At 60.8% G+C, this 18880-nt stretch carries 17 protein-coding genes; 4 read left to right on the top strand and 13 right to left on the bottom strand.

All coding sequences use genetic code 11. The annotated features are described in order from the left end of the window. Positions 1-8: 8 nt before the first annotated feature. From J2Z75_RS00675 to cysG, 5 genes are all read right to left on the bottom strand, one after another. Complete coding sequence (locus J2Z75_RS00675; RefSeq protein ID WP_209846251.1) at positions 9-821, bottom strand: ferredoxin--NADP reductase; 813 nt, start codon at positions 819-821, stop codon at positions 9-11. 138 nt (positions 822-959) lie between these two features. Continuing rightward, on the bottom strand, positions 960-1457 hold the full coding sequence (locus J2Z75_RS00670; RefSeq protein WP_209846249.1) for a DUF934 domain-containing protein: 498 nt from the start codon (positions 1455-1457) through the stop codon (positions 960-962). 17 nt (positions 1458-1474) lie between these two features. After that, on the bottom strand, positions 1475-3148 hold the full coding sequence (locus J2Z75_RS00665) for a nitrite/sulfite reductase (protein WP_209846247.1): 1674 nt from the start codon (positions 3146-3148) through the stop codon (positions 1475-1477). Positions 3149-3162: 14 nt separating this feature from the next. Next, the gene (locus tag J2Z75_RS00660) at positions 3163-3477 is read right to left on the bottom strand and encodes a DUF2849 domain-containing protein (RefSeq protein WP_209846245.1); all 315 of its coding nucleotides are present in this window, start codon (positions 3475-3477) and stop codon (positions 3163-3165) included. Between the two features lies 1 nt (position 3478). Then, on the bottom strand, positions 3479-4948 hold the full coding sequence (cysG, locus tag J2Z75_RS00655) for a siroheme synthase CysG (protein WP_209846242.1): 1470 nt from the start codon (positions 4946-4948) through the stop codon (positions 3479-3481). Between the two features lie 246 nt (positions 4949-5194). On the opposite strand from cysG, the gene J2Z75_RS00650 reads away from it, so the two are divergent. Both J2Z75_RS00650 and mazG read left to right on the top strand, forming a co-directional pair. Continuing rightward, the gene (locus J2Z75_RS00650; protein ID WP_209846239.1) at positions 5195-5782 is read left to right on the top strand and encodes a nucleoside deaminase; all 588 of its coding nucleotides are present in this window, start codon (positions 5195-5197) and stop codon (positions 5780-5782) included. Positions 5783-5787: 5 nt separating this feature from the next. Continuing rightward, positions 5788-6621, top strand: a complete 834-nt coding sequence (mazG, locus tag J2Z75_RS00645; RefSeq protein WP_209846236.1) for a nucleoside triphosphate pyrophosphohydrolase — start codon at positions 5788-5790, stop codon at positions 6619-6621. Between the two features lie 159 nt (positions 6622-6780). Here the strand turns inward: mazG and hflX are convergent, their stop codons facing one another. The 8 genes from hflX to dusB all read right to left on the bottom strand — a co-directional run bounded on the left by hflX (position 6781) and on the right by dusB (position 16913). Next, a complete protein-coding gene (gene hflX / locus J2Z75_RS00640; protein WP_234937076.1) occupies positions 6781-8106 on the bottom strand; it encodes a GTPase HflX in 1326 nt (441 codons plus the stop codon). 78 nt (positions 8107-8184) lie between these two features. Next, entirely contained in the window at positions 8185-8427 is a 243-nt protein-coding gene (gene hfq, locus J2Z75_RS00635) for an RNA chaperone Hfq (RefSeq protein WP_018325164.1), read from the bottom strand. Positions 8428-8537: 110 nt separating this feature from the next. Continuing rightward, complete coding sequence (locus J2Z75_RS00630) at positions 8538-9401, bottom strand: D-amino-acid transaminase (RefSeq protein WP_209846233.1); 864 nt, start codon at positions 9399-9401, stop codon at positions 8538-8540. Positions 9402-9433: 32 nt separating this feature from the next. After that, a complete protein-coding gene (gene ntrX, locus J2Z75_RS00625; protein WP_209846228.1) occupies positions 9434-10798 on the bottom strand; it encodes a nitrogen assimilation response regulator NtrX in 1365 nt (454 codons plus the stop codon). Beyond that, on the bottom strand, positions 10788-13061 hold the full coding sequence (locus J2Z75_RS00620) for a sensor histidine kinase NtrY-like (RefSeq protein WP_209846226.1): 2274 nt from the start codon (positions 13059-13061) through the stop codon (positions 10788-10790). The genes ntrX and J2Z75_RS00620 overlap by 11 nt, the downstream gene beginning before the upstream one ends. A 221-nt stretch (positions 13062-13282) precedes the next feature. Continuing rightward, a complete protein-coding gene (ntrC, locus tag J2Z75_RS00615) occupies positions 13283-14737 on the bottom strand; it encodes a nitrogen regulation protein NR(I) (protein WP_068955463.1) in 1455 nt (484 codons plus the stop codon). Continuing rightward, positions 14734-15891 carry a two-component system sensor histidine kinase NtrB gene (locus tag J2Z75_RS00610; RefSeq protein WP_209846223.1) on the bottom strand — a complete coding sequence of 386 codons (1158 nt, stop codon included), beginning with the start codon at positions 15889-15891 and terminating at the stop codon, positions 14734-14736. The genes ntrC and J2Z75_RS00610 overlap by 4 nt, the downstream gene beginning before the upstream one ends. Continuing rightward, positions 15888-16913, bottom strand: a complete 1026-nt coding sequence (gene dusB, locus J2Z75_RS00605; RefSeq protein ID WP_209846221.1) for a tRNA dihydrouridine synthase DusB — start codon at positions 16911-16913, stop codon at positions 15888-15890. Before dusB ends, J2Z75_RS00610 begins: the two co-directional genes overlap by 4 nt. A gap of 248 nt (positions 16914-17161) precedes the next feature. Here dusB and J2Z75_RS00600 point away from each other — a divergent pair, with 248 nt between their 5' ends. Continuing rightward, a complete protein-coding gene (locus J2Z75_RS00600) occupies positions 17162-18376 on the top strand; it encodes a bifunctional 2-C-methyl-D-erythritol 4-phosphate cytidylyltransferase/2-C-methyl-D-erythritol 2,4-cyclodiphosphate synthase (RefSeq protein ID WP_209846217.1) in 1215 nt (404 codons plus the stop codon). Beyond that, positions 18373-18873, top strand: a complete 501-nt coding sequence (locus tag J2Z75_RS00595; protein ID WP_209846214.1) for a CinA family protein — start codon at positions 18373-18375, stop codon at positions 18871-18873. Before J2Z75_RS00600 ends, J2Z75_RS00595 begins: the two co-directional genes overlap by 4 nt. The last annotated feature ends 7 nt before the right edge of the window (positions 18874-18880 follow it).

The raw sequence follows: 18880 nt of genomic DNA, 5'->3' as shown, positions 1-18880 counted from the left end.
TATAAGCTTCACCCGACGAACGCACGCTCGATGACGAATTCGCCCGGCTTGTTGTTGGAGCCTTCATTCAGGCCGGCCGCTTCGAGAATTTCCTTGGTTTCCTTCAGCATCTCCGTCGAGCCGCAGATCATGCCGCGATCGATGGCCGGATCGAAGGCCGGCAGGCCGAGGTCGGAGAAGAACTTGCCGTCGCGCATCAGGTTGGTGATGCGCCCCTTGAAGGGATAGTCCTCGCGGGTCACCGTCGCATAGTGGCGCAGCTTGTCGCCGACGAGTTCGGCCAGGAATTCGTGGTTGCGAATTTCCTCGATCAGGTCGAAGCCATATTTCAGTTCGGCGACATCTCGGGTCGTGTGAGTGAGGATGACTTCCTCGAATTTCTCGAAGGTTTCCGGATCGCGGATCAGGCTCGCGAACGGCGCGATACCGGTTCCGGTCGAAAACATGTAGAGGCGCTTGCCGGGCGTCAGCGCGTCGAGTACCAGCGTGCCGGTCGGCTTCTTGCGCATCAGCACCTGGTCGCCGGGCTGGATGCCCTGCAGGTGCGAGGTCAACGGGCCATCCGGCACCTTGATCGAGAAGAATTCGAGTTCGTCGTCCCAGGCCGGGCTTGCGATCGAATAGGCGCGATAGATCGGCTTGCCGTCGACCATCAGGCCGATCATCGCAAACTCCCCCGAGCGGAAGCGGAACTCGGTCGGGCGCGTCATGCGGAAGCTGAACAGCCGGTCCGTATAATGCGTGACCTTCGTCACCGTTTCGGCGAACACGCCGGCGGGTACGGTTACGGCAAATTCTTCGATCTTGGCAGGAGCATTCATCGCGGCGTCAGGTCCTGTAATGATGACTAATTCTTTCAGGTATCAGCGGATATTCCAAAAGGCGCAGCTTTGGAAGCAATTCCGTTCCAATTATAGCGCCTTTTGCAGATTGATGCGTGCTTCAGTGTGTCGCGGCCATCAGGAGACCCGCCGCCAGCTGTAGGATTTCGCATCCGCCGACGGTCTGGCTGTCGGCTGGTAGTGATTGTCGATACCCGGCAGCCGCCCCTCTGACAGCCGGCGAAGCGCCGTTTCATTGCTGACGGCGAAGCTGTCGATGCCACAACGCAGCATCAGCGGCACCTGGTCGATCAGCACGTCGCCGACGGCACGGATTTCCTTGGCATAGCCGAGGCGGGCCCTGAGCAGCGACGCATGGCTGAACGCGCGACCGTCATTGAAGGCCGGGAACGCCACAGCAACCAGCGACACCTGCTCGATAAACGGCTGCAGCCGCGTCACGTCGTCGGCCGGATTGATCAGCACGCCGAGCCCGCTGTCGCCGGACGATGCCTTCTCGATGAAAGCATCGAGGCCGAGAATGGCCTTTTCATTCGAACCGGCCTTGGTTTCCTCGTTTTCGACGACCCAGGGATCGTCCGTCACGAAGCCGGTTTCTTTCCAGATTTTCGTCATCTCTTTGTCCTCGCCTTTCAGGCCGCTGCCTGGGCATTGCTGCCGTAAAGGGCATCCTTGAATGGCTGTGGTCCGACGCGGCGATAAGCATCGAGGAAAATCTCGGAGGCATCCTTGCGCAGGGACAGATAGGTATTGACGATCGTCTCGATGGCGTCGGTGACCTTCTCCGGCTCGAAGCCGCGGCCGATGATCTCGCCGATCGAGGTGTTCTCGTCGCCCGATCCGCCAAGCGTGATCTGGTAGAGTTCGGCGCCCTTCTTTTCCACGCCCAGAAGGCCGATATGGCCGACATGGTGGTGGCCGCAGGCATTGATGCAGCCGGAAATCTTGATCTTCAACTCGCCGATCTCGGCCTGCCGGTCCGGATTGCCGAAACGGGTGGAGATTTCCTGCGCCAGCGGGATCGAGCGTGCATTGGCGAGCGCGCAATAGTCCAAGCCGGGACAGGCAATGATATCCGTGATCAGGCCGGCATTAGCCGTTGCCAGACCGATCGAGACGAGACCGCGATAGAGCGCTTCCAGATCCGCCAGCGCCACATGCGGCAGGATGATGTTCTGCTCGTGGCTGATGCGGATTTCGTCGAAGGCATATTCTTCGGCGAGATCGGCGATCGCATCCATCTGGCTATCGCTGGCATCGCCCGGAATACCGCCGATCGGCTTAAGCGACACCGTCACCATGCCGTAGTCGGGATGCTTGTGCGGCTGCACATTCTGCTGCACCCAGCGGGCAAAATCCGGATCGGCCTTCTTCCACCCGGCCAGATTGGCCCAGCCTTCCGGCCGTTCGGCAAGCGGCGGCAGGGCGAAATAGGTGGTGATCGCCTGAATGTCTGATTCCGGCAGCTTCAGCTCCGTATTCTTCAGTTCGGCAAACTCGACCTCGACCTGACGCGCCAGTTCCTCGGCGCCTGTTTCGTGCACGAGGATCTTGATACGCGCCTTGTACTTGTTGTCGCGGCGGCCATGAAGATTGTAAACGCGCATGATGGCGGTGGTGTAGGACAGGAGATCCTCTTCCGGCAGGAAGTCGCGGATCTTCTTGGCGATCATTGGCGTGCGCCCCTGCCCGCCGCCGACATAGACGGCAAAGCCGATCTCGCCCTTGTCGTTCTTCTTCAGGTGCAGGCCGATATCGTGCACCTGGATGGCCGCACGGTCGCGCTCGGCACCGGTGACGGCGATCTTGAACTTGCGCGGCAGGAAGGAGAATTCCGGGTGAACGGACGACCACTGGCGCAGGATTTCGGCGTAAGGACGCGGATCGGCGACTTCATCGGCAGCGGCACCGGCAAAATGATCGGCCGTGACGTTGCGGATACAGTTGCCCGACGTCTGGATCGCATGCATCTCGACGGAGGCAAGATCAGCCAGGATATCCGGCGTTTCGGACAGCTTCGGCCAGTTGTACTGGATGTTCTGCCGCGTGGTGAAATGGCCATAGCCGCGATCGTATTTGCGGGCGATATGGGCGAGCATGCGCATCTGGTTGCTGTTCAGCGTGCCATAGGGAATGGCAACACGCAGCATATAGGCGTGAAGCTGCAGATAGACGCCGTTCATCAGCCTGAGCGGCTTGAAGGCATCCTCGGCAAGCTCGCCCGACAGGCGGCGGGTTACCTGGTCGCGGAACTGCGCGACGCGGTCGGCAACGAAGGCATGGTCGAATTCGTCGTAACGGTACATCGGTCTTCTTTTCCTTAAGCGGCCTGCACGGGGCCGGTCAGGCCCTTGTATCCCGGCGCATAATCGATCGTCGGGCCCTCGGCGCGAACACGCTCGCGCAAACGCAGCGGACGCAGGACGCCCGACACTTCTTCAATGTCTATGACATTGACGTCAACCACCTTATTATCCGCAAAGGCGGCTTTTCCGGTTGCTTCAAGGGCGGTTACCGCTTCGGCGTGGCGAGCGACAAACGCGTCCTGCAACGATTCCACCCAATTGCCGGAAGCATCGAGCCAGACGGAAATGCCGTCGGACAGGCGGTTTGCGGTCAATACCTTGTCGGCCATGTCAGTTCCTCACTTCATCAGTCTGTTTGCGCAGCGCGTCCGCGGCTTCCACCACGGTCACGGCGCCAATTGTCCTGCCCTTGACGAGCGGTTCGGAGCGCTCGAAATTCGCGCCGGCAACGGCGTCGCCGATGATCACCATCACCGGACCATCCAGTTCGTCGCGATATTGCAGATCCGGCAAATCCTTGAGCGTGCCGTGCAGAAGCTTGCGCTCGGCACGGCTGGCATTTTCCACCACGGCAACTGTGGTTTCGGCCGGCAACCCGGCTTCCATCAGGCGGGCGGCCACGGAGGCGGCTACAGTGCGGCCCATATAGACGGCAATGGTCGCGCCGGAAATGGCAAGACGCGCCCAATCCGGCAGGACGTCGCCGGTCAGGTCGTGGCCGGTGGTAAAGATCAGCGACGAGGCAACGCCGCGCAGCGTCAGCGGCAGTTCGAAATCGGCGGCAGCGGCAAAAGCGGAGGTGATGCCCGGCACGATCTCGTAGGTCACACCGGCCTCGCGCAGCGCGGCCATCTCTTCGCCGGCACGGCCATAGACCAGCGGATCGCCGGACTTCAGGCGCACCACGCGCTTGCCGTCCTGGCCAAGGCGCACCAAAAGCTGGTTGATCTCGTCCTGCGATTTCGAATGGCAGCCCTTGCGCTTGCCGACCGACAGGCGTTCGGCATCGCGGCGGCCCATATCGACGATCGCCTGCGGCACCAGCGCGTCGTAAACGATCACATCGGCTTCCATCATCACGCGCTGGGCGCGCAATGTCAAAAGATCCTCGGCACCCGGACCGGCGCCAACCAGCCAGACATGGCCGGGGACACGATCGACGGCGCGCAACAGCCGCGACGCCTCGCGCCGGGCTTCGGCAACATTACCAAGCGCGACCTGATCGGCGACGGGGCCGGAGAAGAAACGGCGCCAGAAAACACGGCGGGATACGCCACGCGGCAACAGCCGGTCGGCGGTATCGCGATAGGCCTGCGCCAGAGACGCCAGCGCCCCAAGCGATGGAGAGAGGAGCTGATCGATCTGGGCGCGGATCATCTGCGCGAGTACGGGGCCAGCGCCTTCGGTGCCGATGGCGACTGCGACCGGCGCGCGATTGACCAGCGCCGGCGTCAGGAAATCGCAGAATTCAGGCTGATCGACCGCATTGGCGGGAATTCTTTGCTCACGCGCTGCAGCCACAATCAGACGATCCTGCGCCGCATCGCCCGTCGCGGCGAATACCAGCGTTGCACCATCGACCTGGCGCGCGTCAAAAGGCTCCTTGACGGTCTCGATGGCATTGGCAGACAGGAAAGCCGCAAAATCGTCTTCCGGCTCATCCGCATAGGCGACGATCCGGGCCTGCGTGTTCAAGAGCAGCCTGACCTTGGCAAAGGCCTCGTCGCCATTGCCGAAAACCGCCACGCATTTCTGCGCAACGCGGAAGAAGGCCGGAAAGACGGTCAGCTGGTCGGTCATGACGTGGGAATCTGATCCTGTTACAGGTTCTGGGGAATATCGCTTTTATACAACGAAAATTGAAGAAACAGAAATTCCGATGCCTTTGCAGCCGGATATTCTTTTGCTCGACTTCAGCATAAATTGAGCAAATCTCACCGGCCATGGCGCAGCTGCCACAGTCCGTCGGTACGATCATCCGGCATTGCCTATTCCCGCCCATATCCGTTAAATGCCGTCATTATCCTTTCCCGGAGCCGTGACCTGATGAAGAATTCCGAACTTGCAGAGCGTCTGCTGACCGTCATCGAAACCGATGTTCTGCCGCTGACGGAAAAGGGCGTGGCTGCCGGAAACAAGGTCTTCGGAGCGGCGATCCTGCGCAAATCGGACCTGTCTCTGGTCATCGCCGAAACCAACAACGAGACCGAAAACCCTCTCTGGCACGGCGAAGTGCACACGCTGAAGCGTTTTTATGAACGCGCTGAAAAGCCGGACACGAAGGACCTGATCTTTCTCTCCACCCACGAGCCCTGCTCGATGTGCCTGTCGGCCATCACCTGGGCCGGTTTCGACAATTTCTACTATTTCTTCAGCCACGAGGATTCGCGCGACGCCTTTGCCATCCCGCACGACCTGAAGATCCTGAAAGAGGTTTTCCGGCTCGATCCCGGCGGCTATGCCAAGACCAACGCCTTCTGGCGGTCGTCATCGATCGCCGATCTGGTGGCGACATCCGACGAGGCCGCAAAACCGGCACTTCGGGCGCAGGACCAGCGTATCCGTGCAAAATACCAGTCGCTGTCCGATGCCTATCAGTCAGGCAAGGACGACAATACCATTCCGCTGAATTGAGCCCCATGCAACCCTCCAAGGACATCACCCGCCTGCTCGACATCATGGAAGCCCTGCGCCAGCCGGAAACCGGCTGCCCCTGGGACATCGTCCAGACCTTCGAGACCATCAAGCCCTATACGCTGGAAGAAGCCTACGAGGTGGCCGACGCGATCGAGCGCGGTGACATGGATGATCTCTGCGATGAGCTGGGCGACCTGTTGCTGCAGGTGGTTTTTCACGCCCGCATGGCCGAGGAAGCTGGCGACTTCGCTTTCGGTGATGTCGTCGAGGCGATCACGCGAAAGATGATCCGCCGTCATCCGCATGTCTTTGCCCGCTCCGATGCCGATACGCCCGAAGCGGTCAAGCTGCAATGGAGCGAGATCAAGCAGGCTGAAAAAGCCGAACGCCTTGAACGGCGTGCGCTGCGTGGTCTGCCGGAAGATGCCGACAAGGGCCATCTTGGCTCCGTCCAGCGCAGTTTCCCGGCCCTAGTCGAAGCACTGAAGCTCCAGGAACGCGCCGCCAAGGTCGGCTTCGACTGGTCTTCGCCGGAGCCGATCCTCGACAAGATCGAGGAAGAGATCGCCGAATTGCGCGAAGCGCTGGCCTCAAACGACAAGGCCAAGGTGGCCGACGAACTCGGCGACCTGATCTTCGCCGTCGTCAATATCGGCCGGCATGTCGGCGCTGATCCGGAAATGGCACTGCGCGGCACGAACACGAAGTTTCGGCGGCGATTCGGTCATATCGAGACGGAGTTGGAGGCTGGAGGCGAAACGCTTGAAGGGGCGACACTGGAGCGGATGGAAGGGTTGTGGCAGGCAGCGAAGGCGATCGAGCGGCAACTGACGTAACGTAAGGTACGCTACGGCGCGCCGTCATCCTCGGCCTTGTGCCGAGGATCTTCCAGCGTTTAGAATCAGACTGTTAGAGATGCTCGGGACAGGCCCGAGCATGACGGCGGTGGGTTTGATGACTAGTCCGAAAGGCATCACCCAACGTTAGCTATCCAGCTACCAGTCCTGCGCAGCCGCCCTCGGGCCGTTGCCCAACCTGCGCTCCAGCTCTTCCGATTCGCTTGGCGTCATGCGCAGATCGAGGCTGACGGAGCCGTCCTCCATGTCTTCCCGGCCGTCCACCATGGTGTGTTCATACACCCATGACAGCAGCTGCAGCTTGTCGGCTGGCAGGACGACATTGCATTCCATCAGCACGCCGGACAGTCGCTTGTTGATCTCATCGAGAAGATGGTCGACGCCCTCGCCTGTCACAGCCGAAACCGCGACGGTGTTTTCGCTGTTTTCCGCCTTCTGAACGAGGCTGTCATGCGCCTCTTCATCCAGCAGATCGATCTTGTTCCAGATCTCGATGATACGCTCGGAGCGCGCCTTCTCGTCGATACCGAGATCGGTGAGGATGCGCAGCACGTCCTGCGCCTGCACCTGATTGTCGGGATCAGCGAGATCGCGAACATGCAGGATCAGGTCAGCTTCGAGAACCTCTTCCAGCGTGGCGCGGAAAGCGGCGACCAGATGGGTTGGCAGGTCGGAGATGAAACCGACGGTATCGGACAGCATGACCATGCGCCCATGCGGCAGCTTCATGCGGCGCAGCGTCGGGTCGAGCGTGGCAAACAGCATGTCCTCGGCCAGCACGCCGGCGCCGGTGATGCGGTTGAACAGCGTCGATTTTCCGGCATTGGTATAGCCGACGAGGGCGACGATCGGATGCGGCACCTTCTTGCGCTTGGCGCGATGAAGCTGGCGTGTGCGGCGGACCTGCTCCAGCTCTTTCTCCAGCTTGACGATCTTTTCCTGCAGCAGCCGGCGGTCGGCCTCGATCTGGGTTTCGCCGGGACCACCCATGAAGCCCGCACCACCGCGCTGGCGCTCGAGGTGGGTCCAGCTGCGGACCAGTCGGCCCTTCTGGTAGTTCAAATGGGCAAGATCGACCTGCAGCGTGCCTTCCTTGGTCGAGGCGCGGCGGCCGAAGATTTCCAGGATGAGACCGGTCCGGTCGATGACCTTGCAGTTCCATTCCTTTTCGAGGTTACGCTGCTGTACGGGCGTCAGCGGATGATCGATGATGACGAGGCCGGCATTGTGCTCGCTGAGCAGATGGCCGATCTCCTCGATCTTGCCGCTACCGAGCAGCGTGCCCGGCTTCGGCTGAGCGACGGGCACGATCATGCCATGGACGACTTCGAGATCGATGGCGAGCGCAAGCCCGATCGTCTCTTCCAGCCGGCTTTCGTCGCTGCGCGTCGAAGTGGCGGCAATCAATTCCGCATTCTGCCTGCCGGTCTTTTTCAGGACCGGGACGATGACGACGGCACGCATGTCATCGCGCAGCTTTTCAAGCTCCGGGATGATCGACGCCGATTTTGTATCACGTTTGGTAATGTGTCTTGTATCCCGTCAGGATGCGGATTCTTCGCTCTCGAACATCTGCATCGGCTGGCCCGGCATGATTGTCGAGATGGCGTGCTTGTATACGAGCTGGGAATGCCCGTCACGCCGCAAAAGCACACAAAAGTTGTCAAAAGACGTGACAACGCCGGTCAATTTCACACCATTGATAAGAAATATCGTCAAAGATATCTTCTGCTTGCGGACGGTGTTGAGAAAAAGATCCTGCAAGTTCTGAGAACGTTCCGCCATAGCGCCGCTTCTTTCTTATTGTCCGGTCCGATTTAACCGGTTGATTATACGATCTGAATAGCCCGAACGCTGAAAAAACCCGTCTTTAAAGCGTCCCCCCGGATTTGGTATCAAATCGCGGTCTTTTCCGCAATGTCGAAAAAGGCTTCGCGAATTTTCTGTGACACGCTGCCGGGATGGCCATTGGCGATGGTTTTACCGTTAACAACGACCACCGGAAAACAGATGCTGGTGGCAGCGGTGATGAAGACTTCCCGCGCCTCAAGCATCTCTTCGACGGAAAAGGCCTGCTCGACTATCTCCAGCCCGATCGCAGCCGTGACGTCCGAAAGCGTCGTGCGGGTGATGCCGCGCAGGATGCCGTGATCGGCATGACGCGTCCGCAGCCTGCCTTCCTTGTCGACGATCCAGACATTGGTCGCCGCCCCTTCCTTCACCGTGCCGTCGGCATCGACGAAAATCGCCTCCTGGGCGCCCTCCTCCTTGGCGGCTTGCCGGGCCAGTACATTCGGCAACAGCCCGACGGACTTGATGTCGACCCGGTCCCAGCGGTTCTCGGGAACGGTGATGGCGCGAATGCCATCGGCATTCTTCCTTGCAATCCCAGAAGCATCGGTTCGCTTGGCAGTGACGACAACCGTCGACGGCACCCCTGCTGTCGGAAAGACGTGATCCCGGCGTGCCGCGCCGCGTGTGACCTGCAGGTAGAACAAGCCATTGCGTACGCCGTTCCTCCGCAAGACTTCCCGAATGACGACGACAAGTGCCGCCCGCGCCATCGGCCATGCGATGCGAAGCTCGCGCAGTGACCGGTCGAGTCGGTCGAGATGGCGCGTCAGATCGACGATGAAACCGTGGCGGACCTCGCAGACTTCGTAGACGCCGTCAGCGAACTGGAAGCCCCGATCCTCGATATGAACACCGGCCTCGGTGTGGCGCCGGTAGGCGCCGTTGACATAGGCAATACGCGACATGGATGACCCGTCCCAGACAGTAGGATGCGATTTCAGACGCCGAGCGATTTCAGCTTCCGGTGCAGGGCCGAGCGCTCCATGCCGACAAACTCCGCCGTGCGCGAAATATTGCCGCCGAAACGGTTGATCTGGGCGATCAGGTAATCCCTTTCGAACATTTCACGCGCTTCACGCAACGGAAGCGTCATGATGTGATGATCCCCTTGCGTGGAAATCTTCGGCAGGCTGTCGCCCACCTCGCTCGGCAGCATATCGGCCGAAATCGCCGTGTCCGGACCGTCGCTGCGGGCAAGGATCATCAGGCGCTCGATATTGTTGCGCAACTGGCGGATATTGCCCGGCCAGTCATGCGATTGAAGCACGGCCAACGCATCATCGCCGATCTTGCGGGTGCGGATACCCGCCTGTTCGCTGATCTGGCGCATGAACATATCGACCAGGAACGGAATATCCTCACGCCGTTCGGCCAGCGCCGGTACACGCACCGGAATGACGGCCAGACGGTGATAGAGATCCTCGCGGAAGGCGCCTTCGGCGATCTGACTTTCGAGATTGTAGGCCGTCGAGGAAATGATGCGGACATCGACCTTGACGCGTTTGGAGCCGCCGACCCGCTCGAACTGCTGATCGACCAGCACGCGCAGGATCTTGTTCTGCGTCTCGCGCGGCATCTCGCCGACTTCATCAAGATAGAGAATGCCGCCATGCGCCTCTTCGAGCGCGCCGGTCTTGCGCGATTGGCCAGGGGTTCCTTCCGTGCCGAAGAGCGCCATTTCCATGCGATCCGGCGTGATCGCAGCAGCATTCAGCGCCACGAAAGGACCGCCGGCGCGCGAAGACTTGCGGTGGATCATTCGCGCGACCAGTTCCTTGCCGGAGCCGGATGGTCCGTGGATCATGATACGGCTGTTGGTCGGCGCAACCTTCTCGATGGTCTGGCGCAACTGCGAGACGGCAACAGAGGTGCCGATCAGTTCGACGGGATCGCCGGAGCGCTTCTTCAGCTCGGTGACTTCCTTTTTCAGCTTGGAGTTTTCCAGCGCACGCTCGGCGATGAGAATCAGCCGGTCGGCCTTGAACGGTTTTTCGATGAAGTCGTAGGCGCCACGGCGGATGGCGGAAACAGCCGTCTCGATATTGCCATGTCCCGAAATCATCACGACGGGCAGATCCGGATAGCGGCTCTTGACCTCGTCGAGCAGCGCCAGGCCATCAAGCCGGCTGCCCTGCATCCAGATATCGAGAAAAACCAGCCGCGGCACGCGGTCGCTGATCGCGGCAAGCGCGCTGTCGCTGTCGAATGCGGTGCGTGTTTCGTGGCCCTCGTCGGACAGAATGCCGGAGACGATCTCGCGAATGTCCTCCTCGTCGTCCACAACCAGAATGTCAGCCGCCATGGGAAGTATCCTTATCCTGTCTCTCTTCGTTGCCGCCGCTTTGTCCGGCCGGCGGCAATAGAATGCGAATCATGGCGCCCTGCCCGCGATCGAAATCGGCGGGCGCGTCATGCAGTTCCAATTGTCCGCCGTGATCCTCGATGATCTTCTTGACGATCGCGAGGCCAAGGCCGGTGCCCTTTTCCCGCATCGTCATATAGGGCTCGAGAATGCGATGGCGATTTTCGGTCGGCAGCCCCTTGCCGTTGTCGATGATATCGACAACGAATTGGCCGCTCGTTTCATTCACGCGTGACCGCACCATCACCTTGCGATCACCGCGAACGGCATCCGCCGGCAAGGCTTCGATCGCCTCGACGGCGTTCTTGATGATGTTGCCAAAAGCCTGGCCAAGCATGCGGCTGTCGAAGGTGCCGTCGAGCGGGTCCTCGCCGAGATCGCGGATGAAGGTCACATGGGTGTTGCCCATCTCGCGCAGGAAGATCGCATCCTTGAGGATGTTTCGCAGATCGGCTTGTTCCTTTGTCGGTTTCGGCATGCGCGCAAAACCGGAGAATTCATCGACCATCCGGCCGATATCCTCGACCTGGCGAACGATCGTGTCGGTACACTGGTCGAACACCGCCCGGTCGTCCTGGTTGATCTGCTTGCCATAGCGGCGCTTGAGGCGCTCGGCCGACAGCTGGATCGGTGTCAACGGGTTCTTGATCTCATGGGCGATGCGGCGGGCGACATCCGCCCAGGCAGTCGAGCGTTGCGCGATCACAAGGTCGGTAATGTCGTCCACGGTGATGACATAGGAATCCTTGGCATCGTGCGATTCCTCGCGCGTCACCTGGACATTCAGCGTCCGCTCGGTGCCGCCGCGCATGATATTGATCTGCTTGCGGTAGTCGTTGCGGTGGCGGCTGGCGGCTTCATTCAGCACCTGTTCGATTTCGGGCGCCACGTCGGCGAGCCTTTCGCCGACGAGTTCCAGCGTCGTGCGCGACAGGAAATGCTCCGATGACGGATTGGCAATGGTGATGCGCCGGTCGTCCTCGACGCCGATCACGGCAGCCGTCACCCCGGAAAGCACAGCCTCGATGAACCGCCGCCGGTCGTCCATCTCGTCCTTCGCTTCAAGGATCTGGTCCCGCTGCGTGCGGATTTCGGCGATCATCTTGTTGAAGGTGCGCGACAGACTGCCGACGTCGCCATCCACCGCGTGCACGGGCACGACGACGTTCAAATTGCCTGTCGCCACACTGTCGGCCGCCCCGATGAGCAAGCGGATCGGCCGGACGATCCGGTCGGCGACAGCGATCGCGGTCCAGATCGCGGCCAAAAGAACGATCAACGCGAAACCGAGATAGAGTACCCCGAACGCTACCTGCAGCGATGTGCGGCCAGATTCAAGATTCTTGTATTCGGCTGTGTTTTCTTCCATCAACCGCATCGAGCGCATCACCTTCGGGTCGACGCTGCGCACGGTATAGAGATAGGCACCTTCAATATTGTCGATCGGGATGATCGCACCGACGAGATTGGTCACCCCCGGCGGAATGAGGGTCGGCTGTCCGGAAACGGTGCTGAGCAGCGCGTCCTTCGGAATAGCCGGCAGCGGCCGCTCGGTCGGAATGTTCGCCTGAAGGATGGGCGAGCCGTCCCCCCGCACCAGGAAGGCGCCGAGCATGCCGCGCCCAAGAGCCTGCCGCGTCATCAAATCGATGAAACCTGTCCGGTCGAGGCTGTAGAGCTGGCGGTTGCGCTCCAGATCATTGGCCATCGAGACCGTCTGACCCTGGAGATAGCTGGCATTTTCCAGCACATAGGCTTGCGCCACATCAAGCGAGGAACTGACAATCGACTGCGTGCGCAGCGAGAACCAGCGATCAAGGCCGACATCCAGGGTGATGCTGGCGAAGATCGCCACCAGGATGGCCGGCGTGATCGCGACAATCGAGAACAGCGCGACGATGCGCACATGCAGCCTTGCCGCGGCCCTGCCTCGGCTGCGGGCTTTCAACAGGCGCAGAATCTCGCGGCCGATCAGGAAAAGCAGCCCGATCACAAACAGCGCATTGATCGCAGCCGAACCGATGATGATATTGGTTTCCGGCTTGATCGGCGTTAGCCCGAGAAGAACGAGCAGAGACGCAATCGCGCAGGCCAATGCGCCGATTGCCAACAGCAGGCCTGGAAACGCGAAGGACGCGCGCCGGTCATGGCCGATCACCGCAACCTCTTCTTTCGCCAGTGGCACAACCAGCCCTTCGGCCATCAAAAATGCATCCCCCGACCCGGCGCCGCGTTCCAATGGAAATCGGCGGGTATTTTACGCTTCATGGTCAAGAAAAATGACCGCACCCGATCCACTCAGCTCCGTGCTTCCATCGCAAAGAGGCCAGATCCAAAGGGATGAAACACCGAAAGACTCGTTGTCACCCGTGTGCTTTCTAAGCAACATATTGTGGCGAAAATGCAACGCTTATCGGTGCGAAGTCAAGCGCTGCGTGAGCTGCGGTAAACGGAAACGCCGAGTTCACGGATTTTCTTGCGAAGCGTGTTCCTGTTCAAGCCAAGAAGGTCGGCGGCCTTGATCTGGTTGCCGCGCGTTGCCGTCAAGGCTGCCAGGATCAGCGGATACTCCATTTCGGCCAGCACGCGGTCATAAAGCCCTGCCGGCGGCAGCCCGTCGCCGAAGCCGGCGAAATACTGGCGCATGTTTTCCTCGACAGCCTGCGAGATCGACATCGAGCCGGAGCGGCTGGAGGTTTTCTCGATCGGGCTGTCCGGAATGTCGGAGCGCAGTTCGCTTTCGATGATTTCCCGTGTGATCACATCCTGTGGATAAAGCGCGGTCAAGCGGCGCACGACGTTTTCGAGTTCACGGACGTTGCCGGGCCAGGGATGGGCCTTCATCAGCTCGAGCGCTTCCTGGTCGAAGCGCTTGACGTCAAGCCCTTCCTTTTCCGCCTGCTGGACGAAATGGCGGACGAGATCGGGGATATCCTCGGCACGATCGCGCAGCGGTGGCAGGCGCAGGGGCACGACGTTCAGGCGGTAATAGAGGTCTTCGCGGAACAGGCCCTGGTTGATCGACTGCTTGAGGTCCTTGTTGGTGGCCGCGACGATACGAACGTCGGAGCGGATCGGCGTGCGGCCGCCAACGGTCGTGTATTCGCCCTGCTGCAGCACGCGCAACAGCCTCGTCTGCGCATCCATCGGCATGTCACCGATTTCGTCGAGAAACAGCGTGCCGCCTTCCGCCTGTTCGAAGCGCCCGGTCGAGCGGTTCTGCGCTCCGGTGAAGGCGCCCTTCTCGTGGCCGAACAGTTCCGATTCGATCAAATCACGCGGGATCGCGGCCATATTGATCGCCACGAACGGTCCGTTGCGGCGCTTGCCGTAGTCATGCAGCGCCTTGGCAACCAGTTCCTTGCCGGTACCGGATTCGCCGGTGATCATCAGCGTCAGGTCGGTCTGCATCAGCCGGGCCAGAACGCGGTAGATTTCCTGCATGGCGGCAGAGCGGCCGACCAGCGGCATGCCGTCCTGCGGATCGTCTTCCAGCTTGACCGGCTTGCGCTTCGGCTCGGCCAGTGCCCGGCCGATGATGGCGATCAGTTCCGTCAGGTCGAAAGGCTTGGGCAGGTAATCGTAGGCGCCCTTTTCCGACGCCTTGATCGCTGTCATGAAGGTGTTCTGCGCGCTCATCACCAGCACCGGCAGATCCGGCCGGGCCTTCTTGATACGCGGCAAAAGATCGAAGGCATTCTCGTCGGGCATCACCACGTCGGTGACGACGAGATCGCCATCGCCCGCCGATATCCACCGCCACAAGGTAGCCGCGTTCGAGGTGATGCGGACGTCGTAACCGGCGCGGCTGAGCGCCTGGTTGAGTACGGTGCGGATGGCAGCGTCGTCGTCGGCGACGAGGATAGTGGCGCCAGTCATCGGGATTGTCCTTTTATGATGGTCAGTGGCTCGCTGTCTTCGGCCGTCGGTCCTTTCGACGCGGGCATCAGAACGCGAAATGTCGTGCGGCTCGACTGGCTGTCGCATTCGACGATGCCGCCATGGCCGCCGATGATCTTGGCGACCAAAGCAAGGCCGAGGCCGGAGCCGTTGGTCTTTGTGGTGATGAACGGGTCGAACAGATGCGGCACCAGATCGGACGGCACGCCCGGTCCGTTGTCATGAACGCAGAACTCGAGCGGTAGGGAGATCTTCTCGCGCGTTCCGGCGACCGACAGGCGGATGCCCGGCCTGTAGGCGGTCGTCAGCATGATCTCGCCATCCGGTTTGTCGGCGACGGCCTCGGCGGCATTTTTGATGAGGTTGAGGAAAACCTGAATCAGCTGATCGCGGTTGGCATAGACCGGCGGCAGCGACGGATCGTAATTCTCGGTGATTCGGATCTTGCGGGCGAACCCGGCCTTGGCGACGGCCTTTACATGATCGAGTACCGAATGGATGTTGACCGGGTGACGATCGACCGGCCGCTCGTCGGAAAACACCTCCATGCGATCGACCAGCGAGACGATGCGGTCCGTCTCGTCGCAGATCAGCCGCGTCAGCGCCCGGTCTTCATCGTTGACGGATGTTTCCAGAAGCTGGGCGGCGCCCCGGATGCCCGATAGCGGGTTCTTGATCTCGTGGGCCAGCATCGAGGCAAGGCCGGTCACCGAGCGTGCCGCGGCCCGGTGGGTCAATTGCCGGTCGATCTTGTCGGCCATCGAGCGTTCCTGGAAGACGATCACCACGCAGCCAGGTTCAGAGATAACCGGTGCAACGTAGAGATCGACAAGCTTGTCGGCGCCGAGACGCGGCGAGCTGAGATCGACGCGGTATTCGTTGACGGCGGCGCGGCGCTCGCGGACCTGCTCGATCAGCGTCAGCAGTGGGCTTCCGAACGGAATGAAGGCGCTAATGTCATGGCGGGCGAGATAATTGGCACTGGCGCCGAAAAAGACCTCCGCTTCCCAATTGGCAAAGGCCACGAGACCCTTTTCGTCGACGAGGATCACCGGGTTCTGGATGGCGTTCAGCACCGCCATGGGCAAGGAGTCCGCGACCTTCCTGTCCTCTTCGTGTGTTTTCTCGGTCATGCAGCGTCCTTTTCGTCTTCACGCCCGGTTTCGGCGGCGATCGCTGCGATTGTGCCGGAAAGGACAGCATGCGCGTCAGTGGACGTCATGATCGCTGCCTTTTCCTGTGACGCCAGATGCGGCGCGAACCGGTCGAGATACCATCCGACATGTTTGCGCGCATGCCTCAGGCCGATGTCGATGCCGTAGAATTCGAGCATCATGCGGTAATGTTCGCCGACGATGTCCGCGATTGCCGCGGAGTCCGGATGTTCGATGGCCCCTGCAAGCACCCCGGCATGCCAGGGCCGCCCCTGGCTGGAGCGACCGATCATCACCGCATCGGCGCCGGAGCGCCTGAGTATTTCACTGGCGTCTGCCGTGGTGGCGACATCGCCATTGGCGACGAGCGGAACCGAAATCGCATCCCGAACCGCGCGGATCGCATCCCAATCGGCTCTGCCGTTATAGAACTGCATGCGCGTGCGACCGTGAATCGTGATCATCTGGATGCCCGCCTCTTCCGCCCGTTTGGCGATCAGCGGCGCGTTGATGGAGTTCTCGTCCCATCCAAGGCGCATTTTCAGCGTCACGGGCACGCCGACAGCCTTCACCGTCGCCTCGATCAGGGACAGGGCATGGTCGGGATCGCGCATCAGCGCCGAGCCGGAATAACCGCCAGTGACCTTCTTGGCCGGGCAACCCATATTGATGTCAATGACATCGGCACCGTTGTCGGCGGCAATTTTCGCCGCTTCGGCCATCCAGTGCGCCTCGCGCCCTGCCAGTTGAACCATATGCGGATCGATGCCGGAATTCTTGAGCCGAGCCCAGCTTTCCGACGCGTTGCCGACAAGTTCGCGGCTTGCTACCATCTCCGTCACGACCAGTCCGGCGCCGAACCGCCAGGCCAGTTGCCTGAAGGGCAAATCCGTCACGCCCGACATCGGCGCAAGCACGACGCGGTTTCTAAAGGAGAGCCGGCCAACCCGGAACGGGGATGACAAATCCGGTATCTGCAAATGATTATCTTTCGGGCACATCTTTATTCTGCACTATTTTTAGACATACTTGACAGGCTTGCCAAGCGATTTCAGAGCTCTACGACAAAATTCCCTGGACAACTGGTAAAGCCGCAACCTTCGCGGTAAATCACCACGGCGATTGAGGCACCGCGCGCCGAAACGGCGCTGGTTCGTTGTTTTCGCGCGATGACTGGAGCGTGATCGCCGATCGAAGGATCGTCATTGACGCCCCGGCGGCAAACCATTTGCGGGAACCCATATACAAAATGCAGGCAAAAGAACAGTTTTCCTGTGGTATCGTTATCGTCGCTGCGGGCCGGGGCGAACGCGCCGGCTCCCTGCGTGACGGACCCAAGCAATATCGCCCGATCGGCGGCCGGCCCGTTATCACCCATACACTTGATGCTTTTGCGACATGGCCGATGGAAAAAAGGATCGTCGTCGCCATTCATCCGGACGACGAAGCCCTGTTCGATCATGCCCGCAGCCTCGTATCCGGTGACACATCCGTCATCACCTTTGCCCATGGCGGGGCGACGCGCCAACTGTCGGTGCTTGCGGGACTGAAGGCGCTGGAAAAATCCGGCGTCACGCATGTCCTGATCCATGACGCGGTCCGGCCATTCATCGACCACGCCTTGCTCGACCGCTGCTTCTCGGCACTGATGGAAGGCGCGGATGCCGTCCTGCCCGCTGTTGCCGTCGCCGACACGTTGAAGCGCGGATCGGCGGACGGAATCGTTGTCGAAACGGTGCCGCGAACCGGCCTCTTTGCGGCCCAGACACCCCAGTGCTTTCGTTTCCCGCCGATCCTTGAGGCCCACGAAAATGCAGCCGCGTCAGGCCGCTCCGATTTCACCGACGATGCCGCGATCGCCGAATGGGCCGGCCTGCCGGTCTCGCTGATCGCGGGTTCGGCGGACAATGTGAAACTCACGATCAAACGGGATATCGCCATGGCCGACGAAAAACTGAACCGGACGACGCTTCCGGACGTGCGCACCGGCAATGGCTATGACGTCCACCAACTCGTGGACGGCGACGGAGTGACGCTCTGCGGCATTTTCATTCCCCATGACCAGAAGCTGCTCGGCCATTCCGACGCCGACGTGGCCCTGCATGCGCTGACGGACGCGCTGCTGGCAACGTGCGGCGCCGGCGATATCGGTGATCATTTCCCGCCTTCCGATCCGCAGTGGAAGGGGGCCGCTTCGCGCATCTTTCTTCAACACGCAGCGAGAATCGTCCGGGACAACGGCGGCACGATCATGAACGCGGATGTTTCCCTGATCGCCGAAGCCCCGAAAGTCGGTCCCCACCGCCTGGCGATGCGCGAAAACCTTGCGGACATGCTCGGCATTTCGCTCGATCGATGCTCGGTCAAGGCGACGACAAACGAAAAAATCGGCTTCGTCGGAAGGCGCGAAGGCATTGCCGCGATCGCGACAGCAACGGTTGTCTATGCGGGAGGCGCCAAATGAGCGGCTGGCCCGAAGACATTGAAAACAAGGCACAGGCCTTGATCAGCGCATTTTCCAAACGTGGCCTGATGGTTGCAACGGCCGAATCCTGCACCGGCGGATTGATCGCTGGCGCGCTCACCGAGATCCCCGGCTCCTCCTCCGTGGTCGATCGCGGCTTTGTCACCTATTCGAACGACGCCAAGATGCAGATGCTCGGTGTCGATCCGGCAACGCTTGCCGCGCATGGTGCCGTATCGCGCCAGACGGCGATTGAAATGGCGCGCGGGGCGCTCACTCATTCGAAAGCGGATATTGCCGTCGCGGTCACGGGCATTGCCGGCCCCGGCGGCGGGTCAAACGAAAAACCGGTCGGGCTCGTGCATCTGGCAACCGCAAGCCGGGGCGGCAACGTGCTTCACCGGGAAATGCGCTACGGCGACATCGGGCGCGATGCTGTCAGGATGGCAACGGTGCGCACCGCGCTGGATATGCTGGAAGAAGCGGCGGGAGACTGAAGCCGCT

Origin of the sequence: Rhizobium herbae, assembly GCF_017873135.1 — a bacterium.
GTDB lineage: Bacteria > Pseudomonadota > Alphaproteobacteria > Rhizobiales > Rhizobiaceae > Pararhizobium > Pararhizobium herbae.
Note: the sequence above shows the minus strand (reverse complement) of the source record. Positions and strands in the feature narration are given on the sequence as shown.

Bases quoted from the DNA above. Each gene is read 5' to 3' on its own strand.
- J2Z75_RS00675 (WP_209846251.1), bottom strand. From the start codon at position 821: ATGAATGCTCCTGCCAAGATCGAAGAATTTGCCGTAACCGTACCCGCC.
- J2Z75_RS00670 (WP_209846249.1), bottom strand. From the start codon at position 1,457: ATGACGAAAATCTGGAAAGAAACCGGCTTCGTGACGGACGATCCCTGG.
- J2Z75_RS00665 (WP_209846247.1), bottom strand. From the start codon at position 3,148: ATGTACCGTTACGACGAATTCGACCATGCCTTCGTTGCCGACCGCGTC.
- J2Z75_RS00660 (WP_209846245.1), bottom strand. From the start codon at position 3,477: ATGGCCGACAAGGTATTGACCGCAAACCGCCTGTCCGACGGCATTTCC.
- cysG (WP_209846242.1), bottom strand. From the start codon at position 4,948: ATGACCGACCAGCTGACCGTCTTTCCGGCCTTCTTCCGCGTTGCGCAG.
- J2Z75_RS00650 (WP_209846239.1), top strand. From the start codon at position 5,195: ATGAAGAATTCCGAACTTGCAGAGCGTCTGCTGACCGTCATCGAAACC.
- mazG (WP_209846236.1), top strand. From the start codon at position 5,788: ATGCAACCCTCCAAGGACATCACCCGCCTGCTCGACATCATGGAAGCC.
- hflX (WP_234937076.1), bottom strand. From the start codon at position 8,106: ATGCGTGCCGTCGTCATCGTCCCGGTCCTGAAAAAGACCGGCAGGCAG.
- hfq (WP_018325164.1), bottom strand. From the start codon at position 8,427: ATGGCGGAACGTTCTCAGAACTTGCAGGATCTTTTTCTCAACACCGTC.
- J2Z75_RS00630 (WP_209846233.1), bottom strand. From the start codon at position 9,401: ATGTCGCGTATTGCCTATGTCAACGGCGCCTACCGGCGCCACACCGAG.
- ntrX (WP_209846228.1), bottom strand. From the start codon at position 10,798: ATGGCGGCTGACATTCTGGTTGTGGACGACGAGGAGGACATTCGCGAG.
- J2Z75_RS00620 (WP_209846226.1), bottom strand. From the start codon at position 13,061: ATGGCCGAAGGGCTGGTTGTGCCACTGGCGAAAGAAGAGGTTGCGGTG.
- ntrC (WP_068955463.1), bottom strand. From the start codon at position 14,737: ATGACTGGCGCCACTATCCTCGTCGCCGACGACGACGCTGCCATCCGC.
- J2Z75_RS00610 (WP_209846223.1), bottom strand. From the start codon at position 15,891: ATGACCGAGAAAACACACGAAGAGGACAGGAAGGTCGCGGACTCCTTG.
- dusB (WP_209846221.1), bottom strand. From the start codon at position 16,913: ATGTGCCCGAAAGATAATCATTTGCAGATACCGGATTTGTCATCCCCG.
- J2Z75_RS00600 (WP_209846217.1), top strand. From the start codon at position 17,162: ATGCAGGCAAAAGAACAGTTTTCCTGTGGTATCGTTATCGTCGCTGCG.
- J2Z75_RS00595 (WP_209846214.1), top strand. From the start codon at position 18,373: ATGAGCGGCTGGCCCGAAGACATTGAAAACAAGGCACAGGCCTTGATC.